The following is a 22,720-nucleotide window of genomic DNA, read 5'->3' as shown; positions in this document are numbered from 1 at the left end:
GGGCGGTGCCGTCCTCGGGGGCACGGTGCCCCGAGGACGGCGCCGCGGTGTCAGGCGTTGGCGACCAGGTCGCCGGTGTCGGCCTTGATGACATCGGTGCCCGCACCACCGTCGGCCCGGTCACCGCCCGACCCGTCCAGCACATCGATGGAGTCCGTGCCGTCACCGCCGCCCGCGACATCGGTGCCGTCGCGGTCCACGATGGTGTCGTTGCCCGCACCGCCCGACGCCGTGTCGTCGCCCGCGTCGCCCCGGATGGTGTCGGCCCCGGCAGCGCCGTTGAGGATGTCGTTGCCACCGCCGCCGTTGACGGTGTCGTTGCCGTCGCCGCCGTCGACGGTGTCGATGCCGTCGTCGCCGTTGATCGTGTCGTTGCCGACGCCGCCGCCGATCGTGTCGTTGCCCGCACCGCCGTAGACGGTGTCGTCACCGGCACCGGCGACGATGGTGTCGTTGCCGCCGAGGCCGCAGATCACGTCGTTGCCCGGGGTTCCGACCAGGGTGTTGCTGCTGTTGGTGCCGATGATCGTGCAGCCCAGGCCGTTGGCGACGGTCGTCGTCGCGGTGGCGGTGTTGTCGGCGGGGTCGGAATCGGTCTCCGCCAGGGTCCCCTTCGCCGTCGCGGTGATCGTGCCGGCCGCGGACGGGGACGCGGTGATCGTGATCGTGGCGCTGGCACCGCCGGCCAGGGGGCCGACGGGACAGGTCACCGTGGATCCGGCCACCGCGCAGGAGCCCTGCGTCGTGGTCGCGGCGACGATGCCGACGCCCGCACCGGTGACGGTGGTCGCCACCGAGACGCCGGTCGCCGTGCTCGCACCCTCGTTCTTCGCCACCACGGTGTAGGTGACGTTCCCGGCGCCCAGGTTGACCGGGTCCGGAGCATCGGTCACCGACACGGCCAGGTCGGGAGCGGGGTCGTTGACCGTGGTCGTCGCCGTGGCGGTGTTGTCGGCGGGTTTCGCGTCGGCTCGTGCCGAGGTGGCCGCCGCGGTCGCGGTGACCACGCCCGCGGCGGTGGGGGTGACCGTGATGGTGGCCGTGACGGTGCCGCCGACGGGGATGCTGCCCGGGCTGCAGGTGACCGTGGGCGCCGAGACGGTGCAGGATCCCCGGGTCGCCGTCGCCGAGACGATGGTCGCCGCCGCGCCGGAGAGGGTGGTCGTGATGCCGGTGCCGGCCGCGGACCGGTTGCCGCTGTTGGTGACCGTCACCGTGTAGGTCACGTTCCCCGCGCCGACGGTCACCGGGTCGGGTGCGTCGCTGATCGTGGTGACGAGGTCGACCGTGCCGGGTCCGACCGAGACCGTCGTCGGGTAGGACGGGGTGAAGGGCGGGTCCGGGACGGCGTGGTAGGCGGCCGTCACCGTGTTCGTCGCGGCATCGATGATGCTGACGTCTTCGGAGCTCATGTTGGCGACGTAGACCGTGCCGCTGTCGGCCGACACCGTGACGCCGACCGGCTGGGAGCCGACGGGGACGGTCGCTTCGACCGTGTTGGTGGCGGTGTCGACGACCGTGAGTCCGTCGTCGCTGTTGCCGGGAACGTAGACGGTCGCGCCGTCGGGCGACACCGCCAGCGCCTGGGGCCCGTTGGAGACGGGGACGGTGGCGACCACGGTACGGGTGCCGGTGTCGACGACCGACAGCGTGCTCGACCCGTAGTTCGCGACGTAGGCACGGCCGCTGTCCGGGGCGAACCCGACGGCGAAGGGCGCCGGCCCCACCGTGATCTCACCGACGACGGCGGCGGTGGCCGTATCCACCACCGCGACCTTGCCCGCACCGACGCGCGTGACATAGACGACGCTGCCGTCGGGCGACGCGGCCACCCCGAACGCCGAATCGATCGGGATCGTGGCGATGACCGCCCTGGCCGCGGCGTCGATCACCGAAACGGTGTCGGCAGTGCTGCTGGCCACGTAGACCCTGCTGCTGTCGGGCGACACGTCGACACCCTGGAGACCCGCCCCGACCGGGATGGTCGCGCTGAGCGTGTCGGTCGCCGTGTCGATCACCGAGACGGTGCCGTTGTTGTTGGCGAGGTAGACCGCGCCGGCGTTCGGCGCGATGGCCGCCGTCCGAGGACCGCTCCCCGCCGGCAGCTCGATCCGCTTCACCTGCGTATTCGTCACCGGATCGAAGACATAGACGTTGTTGCGGAAGAAGTCCCCGACATAGCCGTAGTCACCGGCGGCGGCCTGGGCCGGAGCGGCTGACAACCCGACCGCACCGGCCGCGGCGGCCAGCAGGCCGACCGCCGCGATCCGCACGATCGCGGAAAGGCGTATTCGAGGGGGGACGCTGAGCTGCATGGACTCTCCTCAGGCAGGAAACCGTCGCACGACACGGATCGCCGTCGACTCGGAGCGCCTGGCCAGGCCCGACCACATTGACAAATGGGGCCCATATCCAGCAACGGTTCATTCCGCCCCACGGAATGGCGCCGTCACAGCGAGGTCATGGTGAGGGTGATCGGCCCGGCGTACTGGGTGACGCCGGTCGCCGTCAGGCAATCGGCCGGGCTCGGGCTCATCGCCGTCCAGGTGAAGGCGAAGGTGTCGCCGAGGAACTCCCCCGCGATGACCGGCCCGACCGAGGTCGCCACCACCACGCCGAGCGTGGAGTAGACGTAGACGTTCACCTGCACCGTCGAGGTCCGGCCGTTGTTCCAGGCGTAGGTGAAGGTGGCGTTGGAGTTGGCGGTGAGGCCGCACGTGCCGGTGTAGGTGAACGGGCTGATGGTGAACGCTCCCCCGGTCAGCGTCGGGTCCGCGGAGACCGGGCAGGAGAAGGAGCCGGAGCCCGAGGCCGTCACGGTACGGGACGTGAGCGTCAGTCCGGGTGAGTAGGACGCGGACTGGGTACCCGTACACGACAGGTCGACCGTGTCGGCGGCGGCCGGGCTCGCTCCGAGAACGATCGATGTCGGCACGAGCAGGGCGGCCATCGCCACCAGACGGACGATGATGGATCTCCTGTGACGCATGTGGACTCCTTCGACGGCGGAGTCCTCAGACGACCATGAGCTCCGGATGCCGGTCAAAGCAGCGTTCCACCGGGCGGAACAGCCGATCGTCAGCGCGGTGGCCGAAGTTCGTGGCGCAGGGCGGTGGTCGCCGCGAAGGCCGCCCGGCGCAGCTCTTCGATCCACAGTGGATCCGGGTTCGCCGTCTGCCAGCTCAGCGAGATGGCGCCGATCGGCCGGCTGCCGCGACCGGAGATCGTCACGGCGCACTCGACGCAGCCGGGCAGGTCGGTCCGCGGCAGGCAGGCCGAGCCCGCGGTGAGGACCTGCCGGACATCCGGCACCGGCTGCCGGACCGCGCGCCGAGGAGGGGGCACTCCGCTGCGGTCGGCGCCGAGCTGCGGATGGTAGGCGAGGAGTATCAGCCCCAACGCCGTGGTGGAGATCGACAGCACCTCGCCATAGGCGCGGGCCAGCCGCTCCTGCCCCGGGCTGAAGATCACGTCCGAGACGAGCACATGGCCCGCGTCCGGCACCCCCAGGGTGACGACGAGCCCGGTGCTGCGGTGCAGGCGCACCAGGTGCGGAACGATCGCCTGCCGGGTCACCCCGGCGAGCGGCTCCACGATGGACGCGGCGAGGAACCGGGCCCGCTCGCCGAGCACGTAGCCCGACGGGGTGAGCTCCACCATCTGCAGGGCGGCCAGGTCGCCCAGCAGCCGGTGTGCGGTGCTGGGCGCCAGCGATGTCGACCGGGCGATGGCGGACAGCGACATCCCGTGTCGCTGGGCGGCGATGGTCTCCAGCACAGCGACGATCCGCTGCAGGAACGTGGAGGTGGCCTTCTCGGGTTTGCGGGGCCCGACGATCGAGGGCGTGTCCGGCTCGTCAGGAGTTGCCCGTCGCGTCATTGCGGCTCCACTCACCTTCGAGCAATGTGCAAAACCCAGGACCTCGTCCGAACGTGGGGAATCAAACCTAGCCAGCCCGGAACGGGAATTCCTTACCTCGGCGACTCATTCATCCGCGTCCGCCCATTCGGGTGAAGATCGCCCACGGGCCTGGCCAGGGTCAGCAGCCGCCGCGCAATCGCAGGGCGACCTCCGCCGAGCAGGCGACGGCGACATCGGCGAGCCCGGCCATGTCGAGCCGGCTCCACATCCGCGGCATGGTGTCGATCGCGCACACCGCGCCGAGCACGTGGCCCGCCCGGTCGTGCAGCGCCACCCCGGCGTACGCGAGGATCCCGATCTCACCGACCGCTGGGCTGTCGCGCACCTGGACGTCGGTGCGCGCGTCGCCGTAGCTGCGCAGGCCGTGGGTGACGACGTGCTGGCAGAAGGAGTAGTCCACCGGCGACGACCTGGTCGTGGCCCACGGCTCGGGCAGGCCGACCATGCCCAGGAACGTCTGGTGATCGGTGTGGACGAGCGAGATCAGGGCGATCGGGGCGTCGAGAACCTTGGCGACGATGCGCGCGAAGGGGTCGAAGGCGTCTGCGGGACCCGCCGCGAGGACGGCGACGCACGCCAGTCGCTCGGACTGCGCCAGCAGTCCGGACCGGGCCGGGGTGGCTTTCGCGCGACTGATCTGCATGCCGGATCCGCTCAGAGGTTGCATCTATGAAACGGCATATTAGGATGTCCGTCAACGTGACATCTTACAAGACCCGAAGGCGGCGGCGACGCATATCGGCGCCTCGGAACCGGCAGCGGGCCGTGCGGCTATCCGCCCGTCGCGGTGAGTGCCAGCGGCCCCGAGTTGCCGGACAGGCCGCTTGGTGCGAGGCAGCCGTTGCTCAGCAGGTCGGCCTGGGCGTAGACCACGGTGCGGACGGTGGCGGCACCGAGGAACAGTCCCGATGTCACCGTGCCCGTGGCAGTGATGATCACCTGGCCGAACAGGGAGAGCACCTGTGCGGTGTAGGCCAGCGTGGTGGTCTGGCCGGTGTTCCAGACGATCGTCTCGGTGCCGGCGGCATTGGGGGTCAGCAGGGTCAGACAGCTGAAACCCGGAGCCTCGTACGGCTGCTCGGAGTCGCCGGAGGTGAGGCCGGGCACGCCGGAGAGACATGACCCGTAATGCGACCTGATCATGACCTGGACGGTTTGCGGGCTCGTCGTGACCGCCGGTGTGAAGGACTGCGTCGCCACCCCGACGGGGCAGGCGACGGCGCCCGGCGCCGTTTGCGCTGCCACCGCCGGCCGCGGACAGGTGGAGAGCAGTACGCACGCCGCAGCGAGCGCCAGTCCCCCGGCCCGGATACGAGTTGCCATGGGAACGGCCTCCGCTCACGTTTGGGGTGATCGCCGGTGTCGGCGCTGAGCCGGCAGGGCGATTTGTACCCCGTAGTGTCAGCCGTCGCGGGCGGCGCCGACAACGGTTGCTTCCACCACGCGGAAGGCCATTACCGGGCAGCGATCGACCGCCACCGCGAGGGCGTGCAGGTGGAGCCACTCCTGCTCGGCGAGTTCGCCGGCCGCAGGACACCTCGGGTAGTCGGTCCCACCGACCCAGCCGCAGCCGCAGGCCGCCTGGGCGACCGCGCCGAGGACCCGCAGATAGCCCTCATGCTCCCGGTCAGGCATGCAGCAGGCCACCGTCGACATGCACGCTCTGCCCGGTGACCGCTCCGTTGACGACGAGCGCCCAGACCGCTTCCGCGACCTCCTCGGCGGTGACCATCCGGCCGATCGGCTGCAGCGAGCCCACGTGCTCGGTCGCCCGCGCCGGATCCCAGCCCGCCTGGTCGACGATCGCCGCGATGGTCCGCCGGGTGAGGGGGGTATCGACGAAGGACGGGCAGACCGCGTTGACGGTGACGCCGTCGGGTGCGAGCTCCAGCGCGGCCGACCGGACCAGACCCACGACACCGTGCTTCGCCGCGGCATAGGCACCCAGGTACTTGAAGCCCGACTTCCCGGCCACCGAGGAGATCACGATGATGCGCCCCCAGCCGGCCGACACCATCGGACCGATAGCACGCCGGCCACCGCGAAACACCGCAGTCAGGTTCAGGTCCAGCATCTCCTGCCAGTGCTCGTCGTCGATGTCGGCGAGCCGAGCGGAACGGTTGCGGCCGGCACTCGACACGAAGACCTCCACCGGTCCCCACTCCCGCTCCACCAGCGAAAACATCTCCTCCGCCGCGCCGGGTTCCGTCACATCGCCGACATGGATCCGGGTCTCGGTCCGGCAGAGCCTCCCGGTCTCGATCAGCTCGGAACGGCTGCGGGCGACGAGCACCACCCGGTGGCCCTGTCCCGCCAGCTTGACGGCGACGGCTCGGCCGATGCCACGCCCGGCACCGGTCACCAGACACACTCTAGATGTCATTACATCCCCTAGCCGTGGGTCGCTGCTGAAACCGCCAGTGTTCTGGTACGCGGATCCGGCCGTCGAGGCCGCGTTCCGCCAGGCGGAAAAGATCCGCTCCACCCCGGCATGAATGCCGTGACCAGCCAGATCACAAAATCCACGATCGGCGGGTACGCCGTACTCCGCAATCCGGCGGCACCGTGTGATCCCGGCGGGCGCCGATGGTCCCGCCGACGACGTACCTTTATGCCATGGGTTTGGCTGATCGGTTGCGACAGAAGCTACGAACGTTTACGGAACGCCCGGGCACGACGGTCAGTCTTGCCCCTTTTGAGGTGCTTCTGCCGAGGATTCTGGATGTGGAGGATGAGCTCAAGGCATTGACCGACGATGAGCTCACGGAGCGGGCGACGGCCCTGCGCAACACCGTGAGCGGGCCTGACGACGACGGGCCGGTGGTGACCCTGGCGAAGCCGGTGGCCGTCGACGACAGCCACCTGGTGGAGATCTGCGCGCTGGGCCGCGAGGCGGGCCGGCGCGCCCTCGACGAGCGCGCCTTCGACGTGCAGCTGCTCGGCGCGATGGCGATGCTGCAGGGCAACGTCGTGGAGATGGCGACCGGCGAGGGCAAGACGCTGGCCGCGGTGATCGCCGCCTTCGGCTACGTCGTGCGCGGCTCCCGGGTGCAGGTGCTGACCGTCAACGACTACCTCGCCGACCGGGACGCGACCTGGATGGCGCCGGTCTACCGGCTGCTGGGCCTGACCGTCTCGGCGGTCGGCGAGGCATCCACCCACGATGACCGCGCGGCAGCCTACAGCTGCGACGTCACCTACGTCTCCGTCAGCGAGGCGGGCTTCGACTTCCTGCGCGACCAGCTGGTGCTGAGCGCGGACGACGCCGTCATGCCCGGCCTGTATACCGTGATCATCGACGAGGCGGACTCGGTCCTGATCGACGAGGCCCGGGTGCCGCTGGTGGTCGCCGGCAGTCTCGACGATGCGATCTCCGACTCCAGCGCAGCCGCGCAGCTCGTCGCGGCGATGACGCCGGGCCACGACTTCGAGGTGTTCGACGACGGGCGCAACGTGCAGCTCACCGAGGCCGGTGCGTTGAAGGTCGAGCGTGACGAGGAGATCAGCCTCTACGCGCCGGAGCACCTGGACCGGCTCACCGCGGTCAACCTGGCCCTGCACGCGCGGGCGCTGCTCACACTGGATGTGGACTACATCGTCAAGGACGGCCGCATCGCCCTGGTCGACGAGTTCCGCGGCCGGGTCGCCCGCCGCCGGCGCTGGCCCGACGGCCTGCAGGCGGCTGTCGAGGCCAAGGAGGGCCTCAAGACGACCGACGAGGGCGAGATCCTCGCCACCATCACCGTGCAGGCGTTCGTCGCCCTCTACCCCACCGTCGCCGGGATGACGGGCACCGCCTCCACGATCGGCGACGAGCTGCGCGAGTTCTACCGCCTCGAGGTCGCGGTCATCCCGCCGAACACCCCCAACATCCGGGCCGACGAGCCCGACCGGGTGTACGCGACGATGGAGGAGAAGGAGGACGCGCTGCTGGTCGAGGTCGCCGCAGCGCACGAGACCGGCCGCCCGGTGCTGATCGGCACGCTGGACGTGGCCGAGTCCGAGCGGCTCGCCGCGGCCGTGCGCAACCACGGCGTCGACTGCGCCGTGCTCAACGCGAAGAACGACGCACACGAGGCCGCCGTCATCGCCGAGGCCGGCCGGTTGGGCGCGGTCACCGTCTCCACCCAGATGGCCGGCCGGGGCACCGACATCCGCCTCGGCGGCGCTGACGAGAAGGACCGGGACAAGGTCGCCGAGCTCGGCGGCCTCTACGTCATCGGTGCCGGGCGCCACGACAGCCGCCGCGTCGACGACCAGCTGCGCGGCCGGGCCGGCCGGCAGGGCGACCAGGGCGGATCGGTCTTCTTCGTCAGCCGCGAGGACGCGCTGATCGTGCGGCACGGCGACGAGATCGACGGTGCCACCGCCCGCGACGGTCGGGTGACCGGTCCGGACGTGCACTACGCCGTCGGGCACGCTCAGCGCGTCGCCGAAGGCATCGACTTCGAGATCCACCGCAACACCTGGCGGTACGGCGTACTCGTCGAGCGGCAGCGCCAGGCGCTCGCGCTGCGGCGCCGGGAGCTGCTGACCACCGAGGCCGCGGCGGACCTGCTCTTCGGCAGCCAGGCCGAGTTCCCCGCCGACCCGGACGCCGTGGCGGCGGCCGACACGGACACCGACTCCGACGCGGACACCGATGTCAAGCCGGAGATGATCACCGTCTCGCAGCGGTACAACGAGGTCGTGGCCGTCATCGGCGAGGACGCCGCCGAGGAGGTCGCCCGGCAGATCGCGCTGCACCACCTCGACCGGGGCTGGGCCGACCACCTCAGCATGCTCGCCGACGTCCGCGAGGGCGTGCACCTGCGCTCGCTGGGCCGCCAGGATCCCCTCGACGAGTTCCACCGGCTGGCGATCCCCGCGTTCAACAAGCTGCTCGCCACGACCGACGCTCAGACCATCGAGACCTTCATGGCCGCGCGGATCGAGAGCCCGGACTGGACGCCCGCCGAGGCGGGGCTGAAGCGCCCGAGCGCCACGTGGACATACATGGTGCACGACAACCCGTTCGGGTCGGAGATGGAGCGCTTCTTCACCGGCCTGGCCAAGGCGGTCCTCGGGCGATGACGGATGCCTGACGTCGGCGGGCCCGCCACTCGAGTGGCGGGCCCGCCGACGTCAGGCTCGCAGGAAGTAGTCGTAGAACCGCGTCCCGAGCCAGGGTTTGCGACCGAAGGGCACTATCTGCCCGGCGAGGATCAACCGCCACAGCGGTACGCGTGCGAAGCTCGACAGCAGCGCCGCCGCCGGGGTCAGCGAGAGCACGCAGTCGACCGGGCCGACGGCCGGGCCGCTGACGGCGCTGCCCTCGGCGATGTCGATCCGGAAGCGGCCGGCACCGCGCAGGCGGATCTCGAAACCGACCTTCACCCCGCGCACGGTCTCCCGATTGACCAGCAGCGGCAGCATCTGGCTCATCACGACCGGCATGACCAGCGCGGTGGTGTCCGGATCGAGCCTGCCGCGGCGGCCCATCGCGACCTCGATGTCGCGGCGGTGCACCAGGGTCTCGGTGCCGACCAGTCCGGCGAGGGTCCCGATCGTGCGGGTCACGGACGGCCCGTACCACGGCGTCGGGACGCTCTGCTCGAAATCGGCCCCGGCCAGTGCCGCCAGGACCTCAGCGGCCGCGTCGGCGAGCATCGCCCCCGCCTGGGCGGGAGCGTCGAAGGTCGCCATCGCCAGGATGTGGGCGTTCGCCGCCGCCAGCTGCTGCGGCATGGTCGGCCACGCTCCCACCCCGCTGAAGATGCCCGCCAGGTCCTCTCCTCGGATCGCGGCGGCGAAGAAGCCGTAGACGCTGAGCATATGCGTCGCGACCTGCGCGACGTTCCAGTCGAGACCGGGCACGGGGCGGCTCAGGTCCTCACCGGTGGTGCTGCCGACCAGCTTTGCGAAGCGTGCGGTCTCGGCACCCAGCACAGTGAGGAGTTCGGACATAGACAGATGCTATATCGAAAGTTGCGATTTGCAACCCACTATATTCCAGCTACTCCTATGGGCTTAGTAGACTTTTCATGTCCCGCGCCCCTATCGTCAAACGGTGGACTCCTTCGATGTCGGGATCGTCGGTGCCGGTGTGCACGGCCTCAGCGCCGCCTACCACCTGGCCGAGTTTCGTGCACCGGTTCGTCGAGGGCTCGGCGGCGGCCGACGCGTTCCATCGCGGAATCTACGGCCTGGCCACGCCGGGACAGGGCATCAAGGTCGGCTTCCACGGCGCCGGTCCCGAGGTGGATCCCGACCGCCGCGACCTCACACCCGAACCCGGCCGGCTGGCGGCGCTGCGCGAATACGCCCGCCAGTGGCTGCCCGGCGTCGACGCCGACGTGGTCGTACCGATGAGCTGCACATACACCACCACTCCCGACTCGAACTTCGTGCTGGACCGCCGCGGTCCCGTGATCGTGGCCACCGGCTTCTCCGGCCACGGATTCAAGTTCGTCCCCGCGACCGGCCGGGTCCTCGCCGACCTCGCCCTCGACGGCACCCGCCCGGACCGCCGGTTCGCCTTCGCCCGATGAACGAGTCGCCTCCGCTCGGCAAAGGTGACAACGCCATCACCGCCCGACCGGGTAGGCTCCCTAACGGCTGCTGGCCGAGGAGTGGACCCGGCGGGGGCAACTGGAGCCGGGAGCAACCGTGAGCACTGCCGAGGTGGAGAACCACCCGCTCGACCACGCCGCGTGGGCCTCGCTGACCGGCCCCCACGCGCACTTCGCCCAGGGCACAGGGCAGGCACTGAGATACCCCGGTGACGTCTCGCCCATCATGGCGATCTCCCCGTCGGCGGACGAGCGCGTCTGGGCGGACCTGCACACGCTGGTCGGACCGGGCGGTCTGGTATTCCTGTCGGGCGCGCTGCCCGCGGTGCCCGCCGACTGGCAGATCGAGATGCAGGGCGACGGCGTGCAACTGGTCGCGACCGAGGCGCTGAAGTCGGAGCCGTCCGACGATCTGGTGACGCTCGGCGCCGCGGACGTGCCGGAGATGCTGGACCTGGTGGCCCGCACGCAGCCTGGGCCGTTCGAGCCCCGGACCTGTCAACTCGGCACCTATCTCGGCGTCCGCGACGGCGGCGCCCTGGTCGCGATGGCCGGCGAACGCCTGCACCCACCGGGCTGGACCGAGATCAGCGCCGTCTGCACGGACCCCGCCCATCGGGGTCGGGGCCTGGCCACGACACTGGTCCGCGCGGTCGCCCACCACATCCGCGAGCGCGGCGAGACGCCGTTCATGCACGCCTCGGCGGACAACGCCAACGCGATCCGGCTCTACCTGTCCATGGGCTTCGAGCTCCGCCGCCACGTGCTCTTCACGGCACTGCGCAGCCCCGGCACGAAGCCGTAACGCCGGAATCCGGACGGTGTGCTCAACGGGCCCGCCACGCCCGGACGGCCGCGGTCATCCGCTGGATCTCCCTGGTGAAGATCGGGTGGTGCGTCGTGGTGAGGCTGCGCAATGCGATGTGCACCATCGTGTTGTGGACCAGGGCCTCCGGCGACAGCTGCTCGATGTGGTGCAGCTGCGTCATCGCCGTACCCACCTCACCGCTGCGGGCGTAGACCGCGGCGATGAGCGCGTGGAACGGGATGCGGATGTGGGGCGGCAGGTGCGCTCCCTGGACCGACCAGTGTTCGGCGATCGCCACGATCTTGTCGTGCTCACCGGCGATCCAGGCGAGCGTCATCTCGGTGAGGGCCACATCGCCCGGCCCGAACCAGACTCCCCGCTCCTGCCGGTCCGGACCGACCGCGGCGGCGGCCAGCCGGGCCCGGTCGATCAGGCGCGCCGCCTGGGCATGGTCGGCGAGCTGCGCGGCGGCTTTCGCACCGATCCCCAGCAGCGACCCCTGGGCGATCGGGGAGCCGCTGCCGATGCGCTCCGCCCCGGCGGTGGCGAGCGCGAGCGCCGCCACGAACTGCCGGTTCTGCAGGTGCGCCAGGGCCAGTCCGCGGAGCGCGACCGCAGCCGCCGTGTCCGACGAGGCCTCGGAGATCACCATCGCTCGTTCGGCGAGCATCAGCGCCAGTCCGCGTTCGCCGACGAAGGTCAGGTAGGACCGGGCGAGGTTGAGGACGTCGACCTCGTCCCCGGCGCAACCCGGATCGCCGGGACGAAGCTGCCGGTTCGCGCGGGAGGTGGGGATCAACTCGACCAGGCCCCGGTCGAGCTCGGATATCCGGTGGGGCGCGTACCACCACAGCTGGCGCAGCCGGTCGAGGTCTGCGGCGGTGTCCTGATACGCACGGTGGTGGCCGAGCCACACCGGCAGGGCCAGTTCGATGCGCAGCTCGGCGCTGAGACCGGTACGGGGGCGGCCCCACTGCACGGTCTCGTGGCCGAGGTCGAGCAGCTCATCGAGGTGTTCGAACTTCAGGATGCTCGCGAGCTGCAGCGTGACGCTGATGCTGTCCAACTCTCGCGACCCGTTCTCGATGCGGCGCAACCACTCCGAGCTTCGTCCGACGAGACCCGCGAGCACCTGTCTGGACAGGCCAAGACTCTGCCGCCGCAGCAGGATTCGCTGGCCCGGATGGGTGGGAGACTGCACGCTCACCCCCTTGCGACGCTGCGACGGCAGACCCGGCACACGTCAGCATCGATCTTACTGGATATATGAGTGTTCGAAGCGTGTCGTCCTGCGCAGCAAGCGCCGGGGGCACGGTCGGCACCCGCGGTCGCGAGCGGCACGACCACGGCGCATGACCTCACCGCGGCTCGGTCACTCCCACAGCAGCAGCGGGTTCTCGGCGAATTGCGTGACCGGGGCCCATCCGACGGCCCCGAGCACGAACAGGGTCACGACGGCGAGGGCGGTCAGCGTCCGGACCGCCGTCATCACCCGGTACCGGCCGCCCGACGGAGTGCGCCTGCCGCGCGACCCGAGCTGTACGAGCAGCACCACGATCACCGGCAGATAGACGGCGCCGATCACCGGGATCGTGCCCGAGCCGAGAAAGGCGTGGAAGTCCGCCAGCCACGCGAAGTTCTGCGGCGCGATGACCACGGGGAACCGCAGCCACTCCTCCCGGTGGAAGTGGATCGCCGTGACGATCCCCGCGGCGACGAGGAGGATGAGGAGCCGCAGCCTGCCCGTGACCGCCCGCGGATCGGCGGGCCGGATCAGCAGCAGCGCCATCACCAGCGCGATCGGCGGCAGCACCACGGCCTGCACTGCACCGAACTGCCCGGCCAGCGCGGTCGTCCTCCCCCAGTCGAAGTCGGTGTCGACGAGCCGGTAGCCGAGGTGGACGGTGAAGGTCGTCAGGTACAGCAGCGCGACCATCATGGCGATGTTGACCAGATCAGCGACGGCTGCGCGCAGCCCCGCCACGACCACGTTCCACCCGGCCGGCCGCTGGACCTGCCAGGGGGCGGCACCGCCCGGCGCGGGAGTGCCCTGCAGCCGCGCCGCCTGCGCCGAGGCCAAATCGACCAGCAGGCTCGCCAGCACCGCGGCGGCGATCCGTCCGCCGGCTGTCAGAGCGTTCTTGGACTCGGCGGCCAGCGCCGCCCACCACGGGACCGTCGACGGCCCGCGCCGCAGCGCCTTGGCGAGCTTCGCCCGGAAGTCCGGGTCGACGAGCGCCCGGAACAGCACCGCCTGCGCGGGCGCCAGCTCGGGGAGCGACCCGACGTGCACCAGGAGGGCCGCGGTGCGCTGCGCCAGCGCCGACCGCGCGTCGGGCAGCTCCCGCGCCGCCTCGGCCAGCACCCGGCAGCCGAGCGGACCCGTGCAGCCGGGGTGGCGGCCCGTGCACCGGTGCTGGGCGAGCGCGGCGAGCAGGTCCCGGCCGATCGCCCCGATCACCGCGACGGCCGCCTGGTCGTGGCGCTGCGCGGCCTGGGCGAGCCTGGCGAGGCCCGCCGCGTCGGCGGGGTGGCCGCGGAAGACCGGCGGCAGCTTCGGGTCGATCACCGCGATGATCTGCGCTATCCGCAGATCGGCCTGCGCCTCGGTGGTGACTGCCGCCGCGAGCAGGCTCTGCGGCAGCCGCGTGTCGGGGTGCTCCTGCTCCAGCCACTGGCGCAGGCCCGCCAGCCACCCCGGGTCGCGGACGTGCGCGGTCGCCGAACTCCAGTGCGCCGACATCGTCGCGGCGAGCTGGGCCGGGGTGGCGCACGGGGTCCCGGCGACGAGGAACGGCCGGACGATCCGGCCCTTGGTCGCGTGCACCGTCGGCGACTGCCCCGCCAGCCACTCCCGGACCTCCGCCGCGCCCCACCGCAGGGTCGGCTCGCGAGTGAGCAGCCCGCGGCAGAGCAGGTGCCAGCGCGGGTCGGTGACCCGGCTCAGGTCGACGTCATAGGAGGTCAGGTGCTCGTAGAGGGCGCGCGGATCGTTGCCGGCACCGGCACCGTAGTTGGGGTTGCGGCCGGTCAGCAGCTCGACCAGCATGATGCCGAGCGACCACCAGTCCTGTTGCAGCCCTTCGCTCATCCGGTGGAACGTCTCCGGCGCCTGGTAGAGCGGGCTGCCGCCGGTGCCGTTGGAGATGCGGGTGGCGCGCACTGCGGTCACCAGCCCGAAGTCGCCCAGGACCAGGCGCAGCGGCTCGCGCCGGCGGACGAGGATGTTGTCCGGCTTGATGTCGCGGTGCGCGAGACCGGTGCCGCGGCCGGTCCTGATCTGCGTGTGCAGGTACGTGAGCGCCTCGGTGACCTGCATCAGCACCGTGCGGACCAGCGCCTCGGGCAGCTTCGGGCCCTCGGTCTGGGCGAGCTGGAGCAGGGAGCCGTGTGCGGCGAACTCCTGGACCTCCCAGCACCGGGTCGCGCCCCAGGCGTTGGTGTGCACACCCCATTCGTAGAGGCCCACCAGGTGCGGCGACAGGGCACCATCCGGCGGTACGCGCAGCAGCTGCAGCAGTTCGTCGTTCGGGCGTACCGACTCCTTGTATACCTTGACCACCCGGTGCTGGCCGGAGGAGCGGTCGGTGACCAGCCAGACGCCCTGGGTCTCGCCGCCGTCGCCGAGGTAGCTGACGGCCTGGAACCGGGCGAGGACCGGTTCGGGCAGCTCCGCCGGGCTGGGCGACGCGGCGCCGTACTCGACGCGGGTGGCGTCGAGCTGGACCGGGACCCGCTCGTCCACCTTGGTCACGGGCAGGCTCCCGGGCCGGGGCGCGGCGAAAGGACCGCGCGTGTGCTCAGGTTGGTCCGGCACGTGATCCCGCCTTCGGCGCTTCCATTCGATGTCCGCAGATTGCCGCAGTCTCCTGCCAGGATGCCCTACCGGGTCAACGGGCGGCGCCCTGCCCACGTCGAGACGTGGGCAGGGCGCGCGCGAAACCGTTCCGCCAGCCGGGTGTCAGTGCTTCAGGCCGGCGGTCGCGGGGGCGAGGAAGCCGCACCGCTGGAAGTACGCGATGTAGCCGTCGAGCATGTCCGCGTCCACGGGCGGGCAGGTCAGGCCGGCGTCGGCGAGGTCCCGGTCGGCGTGGGTACGGGTGAACGCCGGGAAGGTCCCCTCGACGTAGAGCTCCTTGACCGTGATGTCGCGTGCCGCGGCGTGGTTGGTGAAGATCGGCACGAACGCGACGATGGGGTGTTCGGGATGGTCGGCCGCGAACTCGGTGAGCGCGCCGACCCACTGCCGGTAGGGCTGGACCGCGACCGGGTAGCCGTGCGCGCGCAGACGCCGCACCATCGCGTCCAGCGACGCGAATTGCGGGTTGGTCAGGTGGTACGTCTGCCCGGCCGGCGCGCGGGTGGTGGCGAGGTGGGCGACGGCGTCGGCGAGGTAGTCGGCGGGGACGAAGTCCAGCGGCAGGTCGATGTCCGGGGCGCTGCCCATCTCGGCGATGGCTTTGAAGAAGGCGCAGATCGCCGCCTCGGTGTTCCAGGTGCCGTCGACGGTGTTGCCGGAGATCTCGTAGGGGCGGTGGATCACCACGGGCAGCCCTTCCGCGTACGCGGTGCGGAGAAGCTGTTCGGCGACCCACTTGCTCTCCGGGTACCCCATCGACAGTCGCTGGACGTGACCGAGCGGGGTGTCCTCGGTGACCTGCCCGATCCCTGCGGAGCCGCTCCCGGCGAGCACCGCGATCGTCGAGATGTAGTGCACCGGGATGCCGCGTCCAGTGCGGGCGAACTCGATGAGGTTGCGTACGCCGTCCACATTCGTGGGACGCAGGGCCTCGTAGGGATAGATGAAGTTGACGTGCGCACCGCTGTGGTGGACGACGTCGATGCGGGTGGTGAACTCCTGCCACCGCTGGTCGTCCCACCCGAACCGGCGCGTACGCAGGTCGCCCGCCACGGCACGGACGCGGTCGAGAGGCAGGCCGCCGCGGTGGCCGTACCGCTGCTGGGCCTGCTGCAGGCGGGCCAGGGCGTGAGCGTCGTCGCGGGCCCGGACCAGGCAGTGGATCTGGGACCCGGTCCGGTCCAGCAGGCTGCGCAGCAGGTAGGAGCCGAAGAACCCGGTCCCGCCGGTGAGCAGGAGGTGCTCGGGGTTGCGCCACTGCGGTGCCTCCCGGTCCGCCGTCGCCCCAGCGGCGTGCAGGTGGATGTCGGCGAGCCAGCGCGCGTCGTCCTCGGCGCCGCCGTCGACGGCGGCGATGCCGCCGGCCGCCCGGGCGACCGCGTCGGTGAACCCGTCCAGGCTCGGCTGCCGCAGCAGGGAGTCGATCAGGTACCGCCCGTACGCCGGGTCGAGGCCCAGCGAGACGATGACCTGGTTGGTCAGCTGCGCCGCCCGCAGCGAGTCTCCCCCGTCGTCGAAGAAGTCGGCGCCGACGGCCGTGCCGCCGAGCCGCAGCACCTCGCGCCACAGGCTCGCGACCCGGTCCGGCAGTTCCGCACCCGTCCGGTCGACGGGCGCGGACGACTCGACCGCCAACCGGCGCAGGGCAGCCTCGTCGACCTTCCCGCTGGGCTGCAGCGGGATCTGCGGCAGCAGGTGGAATCCCGCAGGGACGGCCACCGCCGGCAGGATGCCCGCGAGCTGCCGCCGCAGCACCGTCCTCGTGGGCGCGCTCACCGCGTCGGCCGCGGTGTAGAAGGCGACCAGGGTACGGCTCACCTCGTCGTCCACCGTCACGACGGCGGCGTTGCCGACACCGTCGCACTGGGACAGCGCGGTGCTGATCTCGTCGAGGTTCAGGCGGACACCGCGTACCTTCGCCTGCTGGTCGTTGCGCCCCCGGTAGTGCAGGACGCCGTCGTCCGACCACGTCACGATGTCCCCGGTGCGGTAGAGCCGCAGCGGTCGCCCCGTGGGGGCGGCGGTGACGAAGCGCGCGGCGGTCTCCGCCGGATCGTCCAGGTACCCGGTGGCGAGCCCGTCGCCTCCCACATACAGCTCGCCTTCGGCTCCGGGCGGGGCGAGGGCCCCGTCGGCGGTCATGACATAGCAGGTGGTGTTGGCGATCGGTCGGCCGATCGGCACGTCGGCGTCGCCCAGCGACACTTCGGTGACGTCGTGGGCGGTGGCGACCACGGTGTTCTCGGTCGGGCCGTAGCAGTTCACCAGCCGCCCCGGCGGGCCGTGCCGCAGAACCTGCCGGGCCAGGTGCGGGTTCATCGCCTCGCCGCCGGTCAGAACCTGGCCGATTCCGGCGAAGACATCCGGGCGGTCCAGCGCCAGCCGGTGGAATACGCTCGTCGTGACGAACAACGCGGTCGGCTTGCGCTGGTCGATCCAGGTCCGCAGTGCCGCCGCGGCGAGCAGCAGCTCCGTCTCGGCGATGAGGACGGTGGCGCCGTTGAGCAGGGTCGGCCACAGCTCCAGCGTCGCGGCGTCGAACGAGATGCTCGCCGCGTGCATCACCCGGTCCTGGGGCCGCAGGCGGAAGAAGCCGTTGTTGACCGACAGGCGCACCACCCCGCGGTGGGTGACCACGACCGCTTTCGGGCGGCCCGTGGTACCGGAGGTGAACATGACATACGCGGCCGAACCGGGATCGGCGCCCTTCCGGTCCGGTGCCGCGGGTGCGTGCGCGGCGAGATCGGCGAAGTCCGCGATCGGCAGCAGGCCTGCGGTCGCCTCACCCGCGCCCGGAAGCCGGATGCCGACCACCGGCCTGGCGATCTCGACCATCAGGTGGAGCCGGGCCTCGGGCAGGGACTCGTCGAGCGGCAGGTAGGCGGCGCCGGTCTTCAGGACCGCCACCATCGCGGCACACGCCTGCGCCGATCGCGGCCCGATCAGCGCCACGACCGTGTCGGCCGTGACACCGGCTGCGATCAGGCCGCCCGCTATCCGGTCCGAGAGCTCGACGAACTCCGCGTAGGTCCAGCTACCGCCGTCCCAGCAGACGGCGAGGTGGTCGGCGTGCGCCGCCGCCACGTCATCGAGCAGCACATCGATCGTCAGCTCGCGGGGGTAGGCGGCATCGGTGCGGTTCCACGCATGAACGGCGTCAGCCAGGTCACGCTGGTCCGCACCGACACCGTGGTGTAGGTCGGGGGTCACAGATTCCTCCAGAATGGGCGGACCGAACCGGCTGAGAGAAAGGTCTTCCAGTCCGGCTGGGTCGACGCCGATCGATCAGCGCCAGAAGTCGGCCATGGCAGCGGGATCCGCGGGATAGACCTGGAGGCGGCGCACCCGGCCGTCCTCGATGTCGAACACGTCGGCGTACCCCGCCATGACGTCCCGGCCGTGGCGGGTCGCGTGGTCCACGGCGATGACCACCGCGCCGCTCGCGTCGGTGAGGATCCGGGTGATCTCCGCGCGCGTCGTTCCGCCCGTCAGCTCACCCATCAGCGCGAACGCGGCGAAGACCGCCGCCTTGCCCTCGAAAGTGCCCGACACCGCGGTGGCGCCCGGCACGACCATCACCACCTCGTCGGCGAACAGCTCGTCGAGCCGAGCGCCGTCGGCGGTGTTGAACGCCTCGTATACGGCGCGGACAGTCTTCTCGATGTCACCGACATCCATGGCGCCTCCAACGTCACCGGCAGCCCCGATGGCTGCCTTCATCGACCGTATGAGGCCGGCTCGGCGGCAACCGCAACAGTTCAGGGCCTACGAAAGTTGTCGGAGGGGCGGTCCAGATGTTGCGGGCGGCCACGTCCGTCCCGCGCCCGACGCACCTGGTCAGTGGACCTGCTGGCCCACGGCGGGGTGTGGCCGGTCATGGGTGACGGTGGCGATGGACTTTCCGCCGTCGACGGGCAGGGTCACTCCGGTTATCCATCCCGCCGACGGGGAGACCAGGTAGGCGACCTCCGCCGCGACATCGCCGGGCATGCCCATCCGCGCCATCGGGTACGAGGCCGCCACCTGATCCCTGGGTATGCTGATCACGGCGTCGGCGAACGCGGTGTCGCTGAACGCGGGCGCGACGGCGTTGACCCGTACCCCCGGGGCGAGTTGATCGGCGAGGTCGGTCGTCAGCTTGGCCAGGGCTGCCTTGGTGGCGCTGTAGGCGCCGAGCCGGAACGAACCGCTCGCACCGACGGTGCTCATCAGCACGATGGATCCGCCGTGGTCGGCCATCCACGCCTGCCAGACCAGCTGGGCGTAACCGAGGGCGGCGATCACGTTGGTCTCCAGCATTCGCTGGAACGCCGACAGCGGCGTCTGCATGAGCGAGGCGTTGCGGACCGGGTTGATGCCGGTGTTGAAGACGAGGATGTCGAGGCGGCCGGGCTCGGCCAGCACCGTGTCCACGGCGCGGCCGCGCGCGTCGCCGTCACCGGTGTGCGCCACGATCGGCAGCAGTGTCGCGCCGTGCAGGTCCAGTGCCGTCCGCGCGGCCTCGTCGAGGTTCTCCTGCCGGCGGCCCGTCACGGCCACTCGCGCCCCGAGACCGGACAGGGGCGATCGCCGTCGGGCTCTACGGGACCTGGGACAGCGCCGTGCTCGTGCACGGATGCTCACCCCGGCCGATCGGCGCCATCACCGTCACCTGGCACGCGGAACCCTCCGATCCGCTCGTGCTGGAGCAGCTGCGGCGGGCCGCGATGGCCGCCACTGCAGCTCTGCGCAGCCCGCCGGCACAGCGGCGGCCGGAGCTCCCGGCCGCTCGGCGGTCCTGACAGCCGACCGGCCCGACGACGCGGGACCGCACCGCTTCCGGTCAGGTGCTGCTCGGATTCGGTGGTTCCTGGCCGCCGCCGGGCGCCTTGGCCAGGAAGTCCTCGAGCCGGGCGAAGCGGGTCAGATCGGTGAGCGTCGTGCGGCGGATCGGCACGGAACCGGCCGGACACAGCCCCGCCTCCCCGCTCGCGGCCGGGCCGGCCGTGCAGTCGACAGCGGCGTCGCCGTCCTGAACGGTCTTCGTCACCCGCACGGCCTGGTAGCGGTCGAGCAGGTACTGCCGCATCTGTTCGAACTCCGGCGCGCCCGCGACCGCGGTGCCGGCGTAGTCGCTGTACTCCGCCGCACGGACCGAGGCGAGGAAGGAGTCGAAGGAGGGCGGCGGTGAGGGGGTGGGGCCGGCGCCGGCGGACTGCCCGCACCCGGCCGTCAGCACCAGCAGGGTCAGCGATGTCAGCAGCTTGCGCACGATCCCACCTCCGATCCTCAGCAGGAACCGCCAGGTCCACCATAATAGAAATAGGTGCCCCAACTGCCGCCGCTCGACGCCGGCGTGTAAGCGATCTTGTAGCAGGCCGGATGGGTCTCCGAGGTCGTCAGCGACGACCACACGCCGGTGCCGCCGCTGGCGCTGCTGGAGATGTAGAAGATCGTGTTCTGGTAGGCGGCCTGCCCGAAGCCCGTACTCGGGAGCTTGCCGCTGCCCATCTGCGGCCACGGCGACGCGCAGCAGGTCTCCCCGCCGAACTTCGACCAGGTCGCGTTGGAGCTCATCGTGCCCGCGCCGTAGAGCGTGCCCGGGTAGTAGCCGACGGGCTCCAGGTTGGCACCGGATCCGCGCAGCCAGAGCCACCAGTTGCCCGCGTAGTACTTCCACTGCTGCTGGAAGCCGTACTGGGTGCCGCCGTAGGTGCTGTAGGACGACCACGCGCCGCCGAGGCTCCAGTTGGTGTTCGTCTGCACGAAGCCGCTGCACTCCAGGTTGTAGCAGCCGTGCGCGTAGCTGTCGGGGGTGTAGAAGATGAACAGCACCGCGTTGTTACCGAACTTGCCGGGATAGTGCACCCAGCCGCCCTCGACGCTCTGCGTGCCCTGCGTCGGGTACGCCGTATACCAGTGCTGGGTGAGGGTGAACTCGCCCGACGGGTTCCACAGGTTGATCCAGGAGTTCCCGCCGTAGTTGGTGACGTTCTGAGCGCCGTAGGCGTAGCGGTGCGCGGCCTGGGTCGCGGCCCCGCCCGGCTTCTTCGCCAGGTAGTCCTTGACCGTCGCGAACTTCGCCATCCGCTCCAGGGTGACCCGCTGCATCGGGATGGTCCCCGCCGCGCAGTGCACGACCTGGGACGCACCGACCACGCCGGCCGGGACGTCGTCGGTCCCCTTCCCCATCGTCGTGGCCTCCGGCGGCGTCGCCGGTGCCCTGCCGCGCAGCGACGGCTGTGTCTCGGTCCGCACGCAGTCGAAGTAGTTGCCGTCCTCGACGTAGGTCTTGTCGACCTTCACACCCCGGTAGAGGTCGAGGATGTAGGACTGCTTGTCGATGTCGGCACCGGAGGTGGCGTGCGCAGCCGCGGTGGAAGCGATGAACGCCTCGAACGAGCTGCTGGACTGGGCTCGGGCAGGTCCCGCCGTCATGGCGACCACCAGCCCTGCCACTGCAATCATCGGGAGTTTCCGCATAGTTCACATGTTTGTCGATGCGTCAATCAGCTGGGAACCGTGGCGCCGAATATGCGACATAAACCTTTGATCATCACTAAATTCGTCGTATCCTACGCATCCATCATCAACTATTACAAGATCCGCAGCATCACTGCATGGCGGTGCTGTGCGGATGCTCGAAGGACGCCGGGCAGCGGAAGACGTGCAGCGAGTAGCCCCGGCCGATCGTGACCCCGGTGGGATCGCAGGACGCCGTCTCCGGCTCCTCCACCGGCCGCCAGCTGCCGTTGCCGCCGTCCCACTCCCCCGAGGCGGCGGTGAACAGCAGCGTCATCGCGGCGCCGCACTCGGCGCAGTCCATCGGCAGCGGATCGGTCAGCGACCAGCCGGCGAACCCGCCCACCTTCCAACCAGGAGCCAGCGACAGGTCGGACTGGTAGCTGAGCCCGCCGCCCTCCCACGCCCTGATCCGGGTCTCGAGCTCCGCGGGCAGCAGCGCGGCGTACCGGTACTCGCGGACCTGCTCGGGGAAGACCACGCACGGGGTGGGCAGGTAGGCGTCGTTGACCACCGGCGGCTCCGGCGCCCGCTCCAGCGGATCGACCACGTCGCCGCTGCGCCGCCAGTAGAGCCGGACGCGGGGGTTGTAGCCCTCCTCCGGGTGGTCCAGTGGGCACCACAGCACCTGCAGCAGGTCGGTGCCGTCGGGGCCGGCGAAGTCGGGCACGTCGCGGCGGTAGAGCTGCGCCACCGCGACCAGCGGGATCGGCTGCTCCACCAGGTCGTCCGGCTCGGAGAAGTCGTAGTCCGGCACCTCGGCGCGCTCGGCGTCGGTCAGGTCGTAGCGGTCGCCGCTCGCCGCCCGCGCTGCAGCCGCGGCGAAGATCTCCCGGTCGCGGCGGACCGACGCCGGGGTCCGGAGCTCCGAGATGTAGTGGTCCGCGCCGTCGGTGCAGACCGGCCAGCTCTCACCCGCCGGCCACAGCAGCGGGCCGCCCACCGAGCTGTCCGCGGCCGTCGGCGCGCCCGGCCGGGGATGCAGCCGCGTCGCCGTCGCGGAGTGCTCCCCCAGCTCGGGAAAGAGCCCCTCGATGTCCAGCGGTCGCGGCGGCGTGGTGCGGGTCATGGTGGACGATC

Annotated in this window: 20 protein-coding genes; 4 read left to right on the top strand and 16 right to left on the bottom strand. The window is 71.0% G+C overall.

Annotation, left to right across the window (positions count from 1 at the left end; translation table 11 throughout):
- Positions 1-50: 50 nt before the first annotated feature.
- The 7 genes from F4553_RS01085 to F4553_RS01055 all read right to left on the bottom strand — a co-directional run bounded on the left by F4553_RS01085 (position 51) and on the right by F4553_RS01055 (position 6,283).
- Positions 51-2,315 carry a beta-propeller fold lactonase family protein gene (locus tag F4553_RS01085; protein WP_184830944.1) on the bottom strand — a complete coding sequence of 755 codons (2,265 nt, stop codon included), beginning with the start codon at positions 2,313-2,315 and terminating at the stop codon, positions 51-53.
- 134 nt (positions 2,316-2,449) lie between these two features.
- Positions 2,450-2,989: a hypothetical protein gene (locus F4553_RS01080; protein ID WP_184830941.1), complete on the bottom strand. Its 540-nt coding sequence runs from the start codon at positions 2,987-2,989 to the stop codon at positions 2,450-2,452.
- Positions 2,990-3,078: 89 nt separating this feature from the next.
- Positions 3,079-3,879, bottom strand: coding sequence for a helix-turn-helix domain-containing protein (locus F4553_RS01075; protein ID WP_184830939.1), 801 nt, complete (start codon positions 3,877-3,879; stop codon positions 3,079-3,081).
- 160 nt (positions 3,880-4,039) lie between these two features.
- Complete coding sequence (locus F4553_RS01070) at positions 4,040-4,564, bottom strand: GAF domain-containing protein (protein ID WP_184830937.1); 525 nt, start codon at positions 4,562-4,564, stop codon at positions 4,040-4,042.
- Positions 4,565-4,692: 128 nt separating this feature from the next.
- Complete coding sequence (locus F4553_RS01065) at positions 4,693-5,244, bottom strand: hypothetical protein (RefSeq protein ID WP_184830935.1); 552 nt, start codon at positions 5,242-5,244, stop codon at positions 4,693-4,695.
- 78 nt (positions 5,245-5,322) lie between these two features.
- The gene (locus tag F4553_RS01060; protein WP_184830933.1) at positions 5,323-5,556 is read right to left on the bottom strand and encodes a hypothetical protein; all 234 of its coding nucleotides are present in this window, start codon (positions 5,554-5,556) and stop codon (positions 5,323-5,325) included.
- Positions 5,549-6,283 carry an SDR family NAD(P)-dependent oxidoreductase gene (locus F4553_RS01055; RefSeq protein WP_312875053.1) on the bottom strand — a complete coding sequence of 245 codons (735 nt, stop codon included), beginning with the start codon at positions 6,281-6,283 and terminating at the stop codon, positions 5,549-5,551. Before F4553_RS01055 ends, F4553_RS01060 begins: the two co-directional genes overlap by 8 nt.
- Before the next feature lie 254 nt (positions 6,284-6,537).
- Between F4553_RS01055 and secA2 the strand changes: the two genes are divergently transcribed.
- Positions 6,538-8,994 carry an accessory Sec system translocase SecA2 gene (gene secA2, locus F4553_RS01050; RefSeq protein ID WP_184830929.1) on the top strand — a complete coding sequence of 819 codons (2,457 nt, stop codon included), beginning with the start codon at positions 6,538-6,540 and terminating at the stop codon, positions 8,992-8,994.
- Between the two features lie 51 nt (positions 8,995-9,045).
- Here the strand turns inward: secA2 and F4553_RS01045 are convergent, their stop codons facing one another.
- A complete protein-coding gene (locus F4553_RS01045; RefSeq protein WP_184830927.1) occupies positions 9,046-9,867 on the bottom strand; it encodes a maleylpyruvate isomerase family mycothiol-dependent enzyme in 822 nt (273 codons plus the stop codon).
- A 179-nt stretch (positions 9,868-10,046) separates the two neighbouring features.
- Here F4553_RS01045 and F4553_RS01040 point away from each other — a divergent pair, with 179 nt between their 5' ends.
- Together F4553_RS01040 and F4553_RS01035 are read left to right on the top strand one after the other, a co-directional pair.
- A complete protein-coding gene (locus tag F4553_RS01040; protein WP_221469646.1) occupies positions 10,047-10,451 on the top strand; it encodes an FAD-dependent oxidoreductase in 405 nt (134 codons plus the stop codon).
- Between the two features lie 118 nt (positions 10,452-10,569).
- Complete coding sequence (locus tag F4553_RS01035) at positions 10,570-11,277, top strand: GNAT family N-acetyltransferase (RefSeq protein ID WP_184830923.1); 708 nt, start codon at positions 10,570-10,572, stop codon at positions 11,275-11,277.
- A 22-nt stretch (positions 11,278-11,299) separates the two neighbouring features.
- Here the strand turns inward: F4553_RS01035 and F4553_RS01030 are convergent, their stop codons facing one another.
- The 5 genes from F4553_RS01030 to F4553_RS01010 form a co-directional block, all read right to left on the bottom strand.
- Complete coding sequence (locus tag F4553_RS01030; RefSeq protein ID WP_184830921.1) at positions 11,300-12,481, bottom strand: helix-turn-helix domain-containing protein; 1,182 nt, start codon at positions 12,479-12,481, stop codon at positions 11,300-11,302.
- Between the two features lie 171 nt (positions 12,482-12,652).
- Entirely contained in the window at positions 12,653-15,034 is a 2,382-nt protein-coding gene (locus F4553_RS01025) for a protein kinase domain-containing protein (protein ID WP_184830919.1), read from the bottom strand.
- A gap of 207 nt (positions 15,035-15,241) precedes the next feature.
- Positions 15,242-18,349: an amino acid adenylation domain-containing protein gene (locus tag F4553_RS01020; protein WP_184830918.1), complete on the bottom strand. Its 3,108-nt coding sequence runs from the start codon at positions 18,347-18,349 to the stop codon at positions 15,242-15,244.
- Between the two features lie 75 nt (positions 18,350-18,424).
- Positions 18,425-18,817 carry a nuclear transport factor 2 family protein gene (locus F4553_RS01015; RefSeq protein ID WP_184830916.1) on the bottom strand — a complete coding sequence of 131 codons (393 nt, stop codon included), beginning with the start codon at positions 18,815-18,817 and terminating at the stop codon, positions 18,425-18,427.
- Positions 18,818-18,976: 159 nt separating this feature from the next.
- A complete protein-coding gene (locus F4553_RS01010; RefSeq protein ID WP_312875052.1) occupies positions 18,977-19,678 on the bottom strand; it encodes an SDR family oxidoreductase in 702 nt (233 codons plus the stop codon).
- A 62-nt stretch (positions 19,679-19,740) separates the two neighbouring features.
- On the opposite strand from F4553_RS01010, the gene F4553_RS01005 reads away from it, so the two are divergent.
- Positions 19,741-19,920 carry a hypothetical protein gene (locus tag F4553_RS01005; protein WP_184830914.1) on the top strand — a complete coding sequence of 60 codons (180 nt, stop codon included), beginning with the start codon at positions 19,741-19,743 and terminating at the stop codon, positions 19,918-19,920.
- A gap of 41 nt (positions 19,921-19,961) precedes the next feature.
- Here F4553_RS01005 and F4553_RS01000 read toward each other — a convergent pair whose 3' ends face one another.
- The 3 genes from F4553_RS01000 to F4553_RS00990 form a co-directional block, all read right to left on the bottom strand.
- Complete coding sequence (locus F4553_RS01000) at positions 19,962-20,390, bottom strand: hypothetical protein (RefSeq protein WP_184830912.1); 429 nt, start codon at positions 20,388-20,390, stop codon at positions 19,962-19,964.
- 17 nt (positions 20,391-20,407) lie between these two features.
- Positions 20,408-21,586 carry a neprosin family prolyl endopeptidase gene (locus F4553_RS00995; RefSeq protein WP_221469644.1) on the bottom strand — a complete coding sequence of 393 codons (1,179 nt, stop codon included), beginning with the start codon at positions 21,584-21,586 and terminating at the stop codon, positions 20,408-20,410.
- A 145-nt stretch (positions 21,587-21,731) separates the two neighbouring features.
- Positions 21,732-22,709 (bottom strand): hypothetical protein, encoded by a 978-nt coding sequence (locus F4553_RS00990; protein WP_184830908.1) that lies wholly within the window; start codon positions 22,707-22,709, stop codon positions 21,732-21,734.
- Positions 22,710-22,720 lie beyond the last annotated feature (11 nt).

Source organism: Allocatelliglobosispora scoriae, assembly GCF_014204945.1.
GTDB lineage: Bacteria > Actinomycetota > Actinomycetes > Mycobacteriales > Micromonosporaceae > Allocatelliglobosispora > Allocatelliglobosispora scoriae.
Note: the sequence above shows the minus strand (reverse complement) of the source record. Positions and strands in the feature narration are given on the sequence as shown.

Bases quoted from the DNA above. Each gene is read 5' to 3' on its own strand.
- F4553_RS01070 (WP_184830937.1), bottom strand. From the start codon at position 4,564: ATGCAGATCAGTCGCGCGAAAGCCACCCCGGCCCGGTCCGGACTGCTG.
- F4553_RS01065 (WP_184830935.1), bottom strand. From the start codon at position 5,244: ATGGCAACTCGTATCCGGGCCGGGGGACTGGCGCTCGCTGCGGCGTGC.
- F4553_RS00990 (WP_184830908.1), bottom strand. From the start codon at position 22,709: ATGACCCGCACCACGCCGCCGCGACCGCTGGACATCGAGGGGCTCTTT.
- secA2 (WP_184830929.1), top strand. From the start codon at position 6,538: ATGGGTTTGGCTGATCGGTTGCGACAGAAGCTACGAACGTTTACGGAA.
- F4553_RS01085 (WP_184830944.1), bottom strand. From the start codon at position 2,315: ATGCAGCTCAGCGTCCCCCCTCGAATACGCCTTTCCGCGATCGTGCGG.
- F4553_RS01015 (WP_184830916.1), bottom strand. From the start codon at position 18,817: ATGGATGTCGGTGACATCGAGAAGACTGTCCGCGCCGTATACGAGGCG.
- F4553_RS01080 (WP_184830941.1), bottom strand. From the start codon at position 2,989: ATGCGTCACAGGAGATCCATCATCGTCCGTCTGGTGGCGATGGCCGCC.
- F4553_RS01075 (WP_184830939.1), bottom strand. From the start codon at position 3,879: ATGACGCGACGGGCAACTCCTGACGAGCCGGACACGCCCTCGATCGTC.
- F4553_RS01045 (WP_184830927.1), bottom strand. From the start codon at position 9,867: ATGTCCGAACTCCTCACTGTGCTGGGTGCCGAGACCGCACGCTTCGCA.
- F4553_RS00995 (WP_221469644.1), bottom strand. From the start codon at position 21,586: ATGATTGCAGTGGCAGGGCTGGTGGTCGCCATGACGGCGGGACCTGCC.
- F4553_RS01060 (WP_184830933.1), bottom strand. From the start codon at position 5,556: ATGCCTGACCGGGAGCATGAGGGCTATCTGCGGGTCCTCGGCGCGGTC.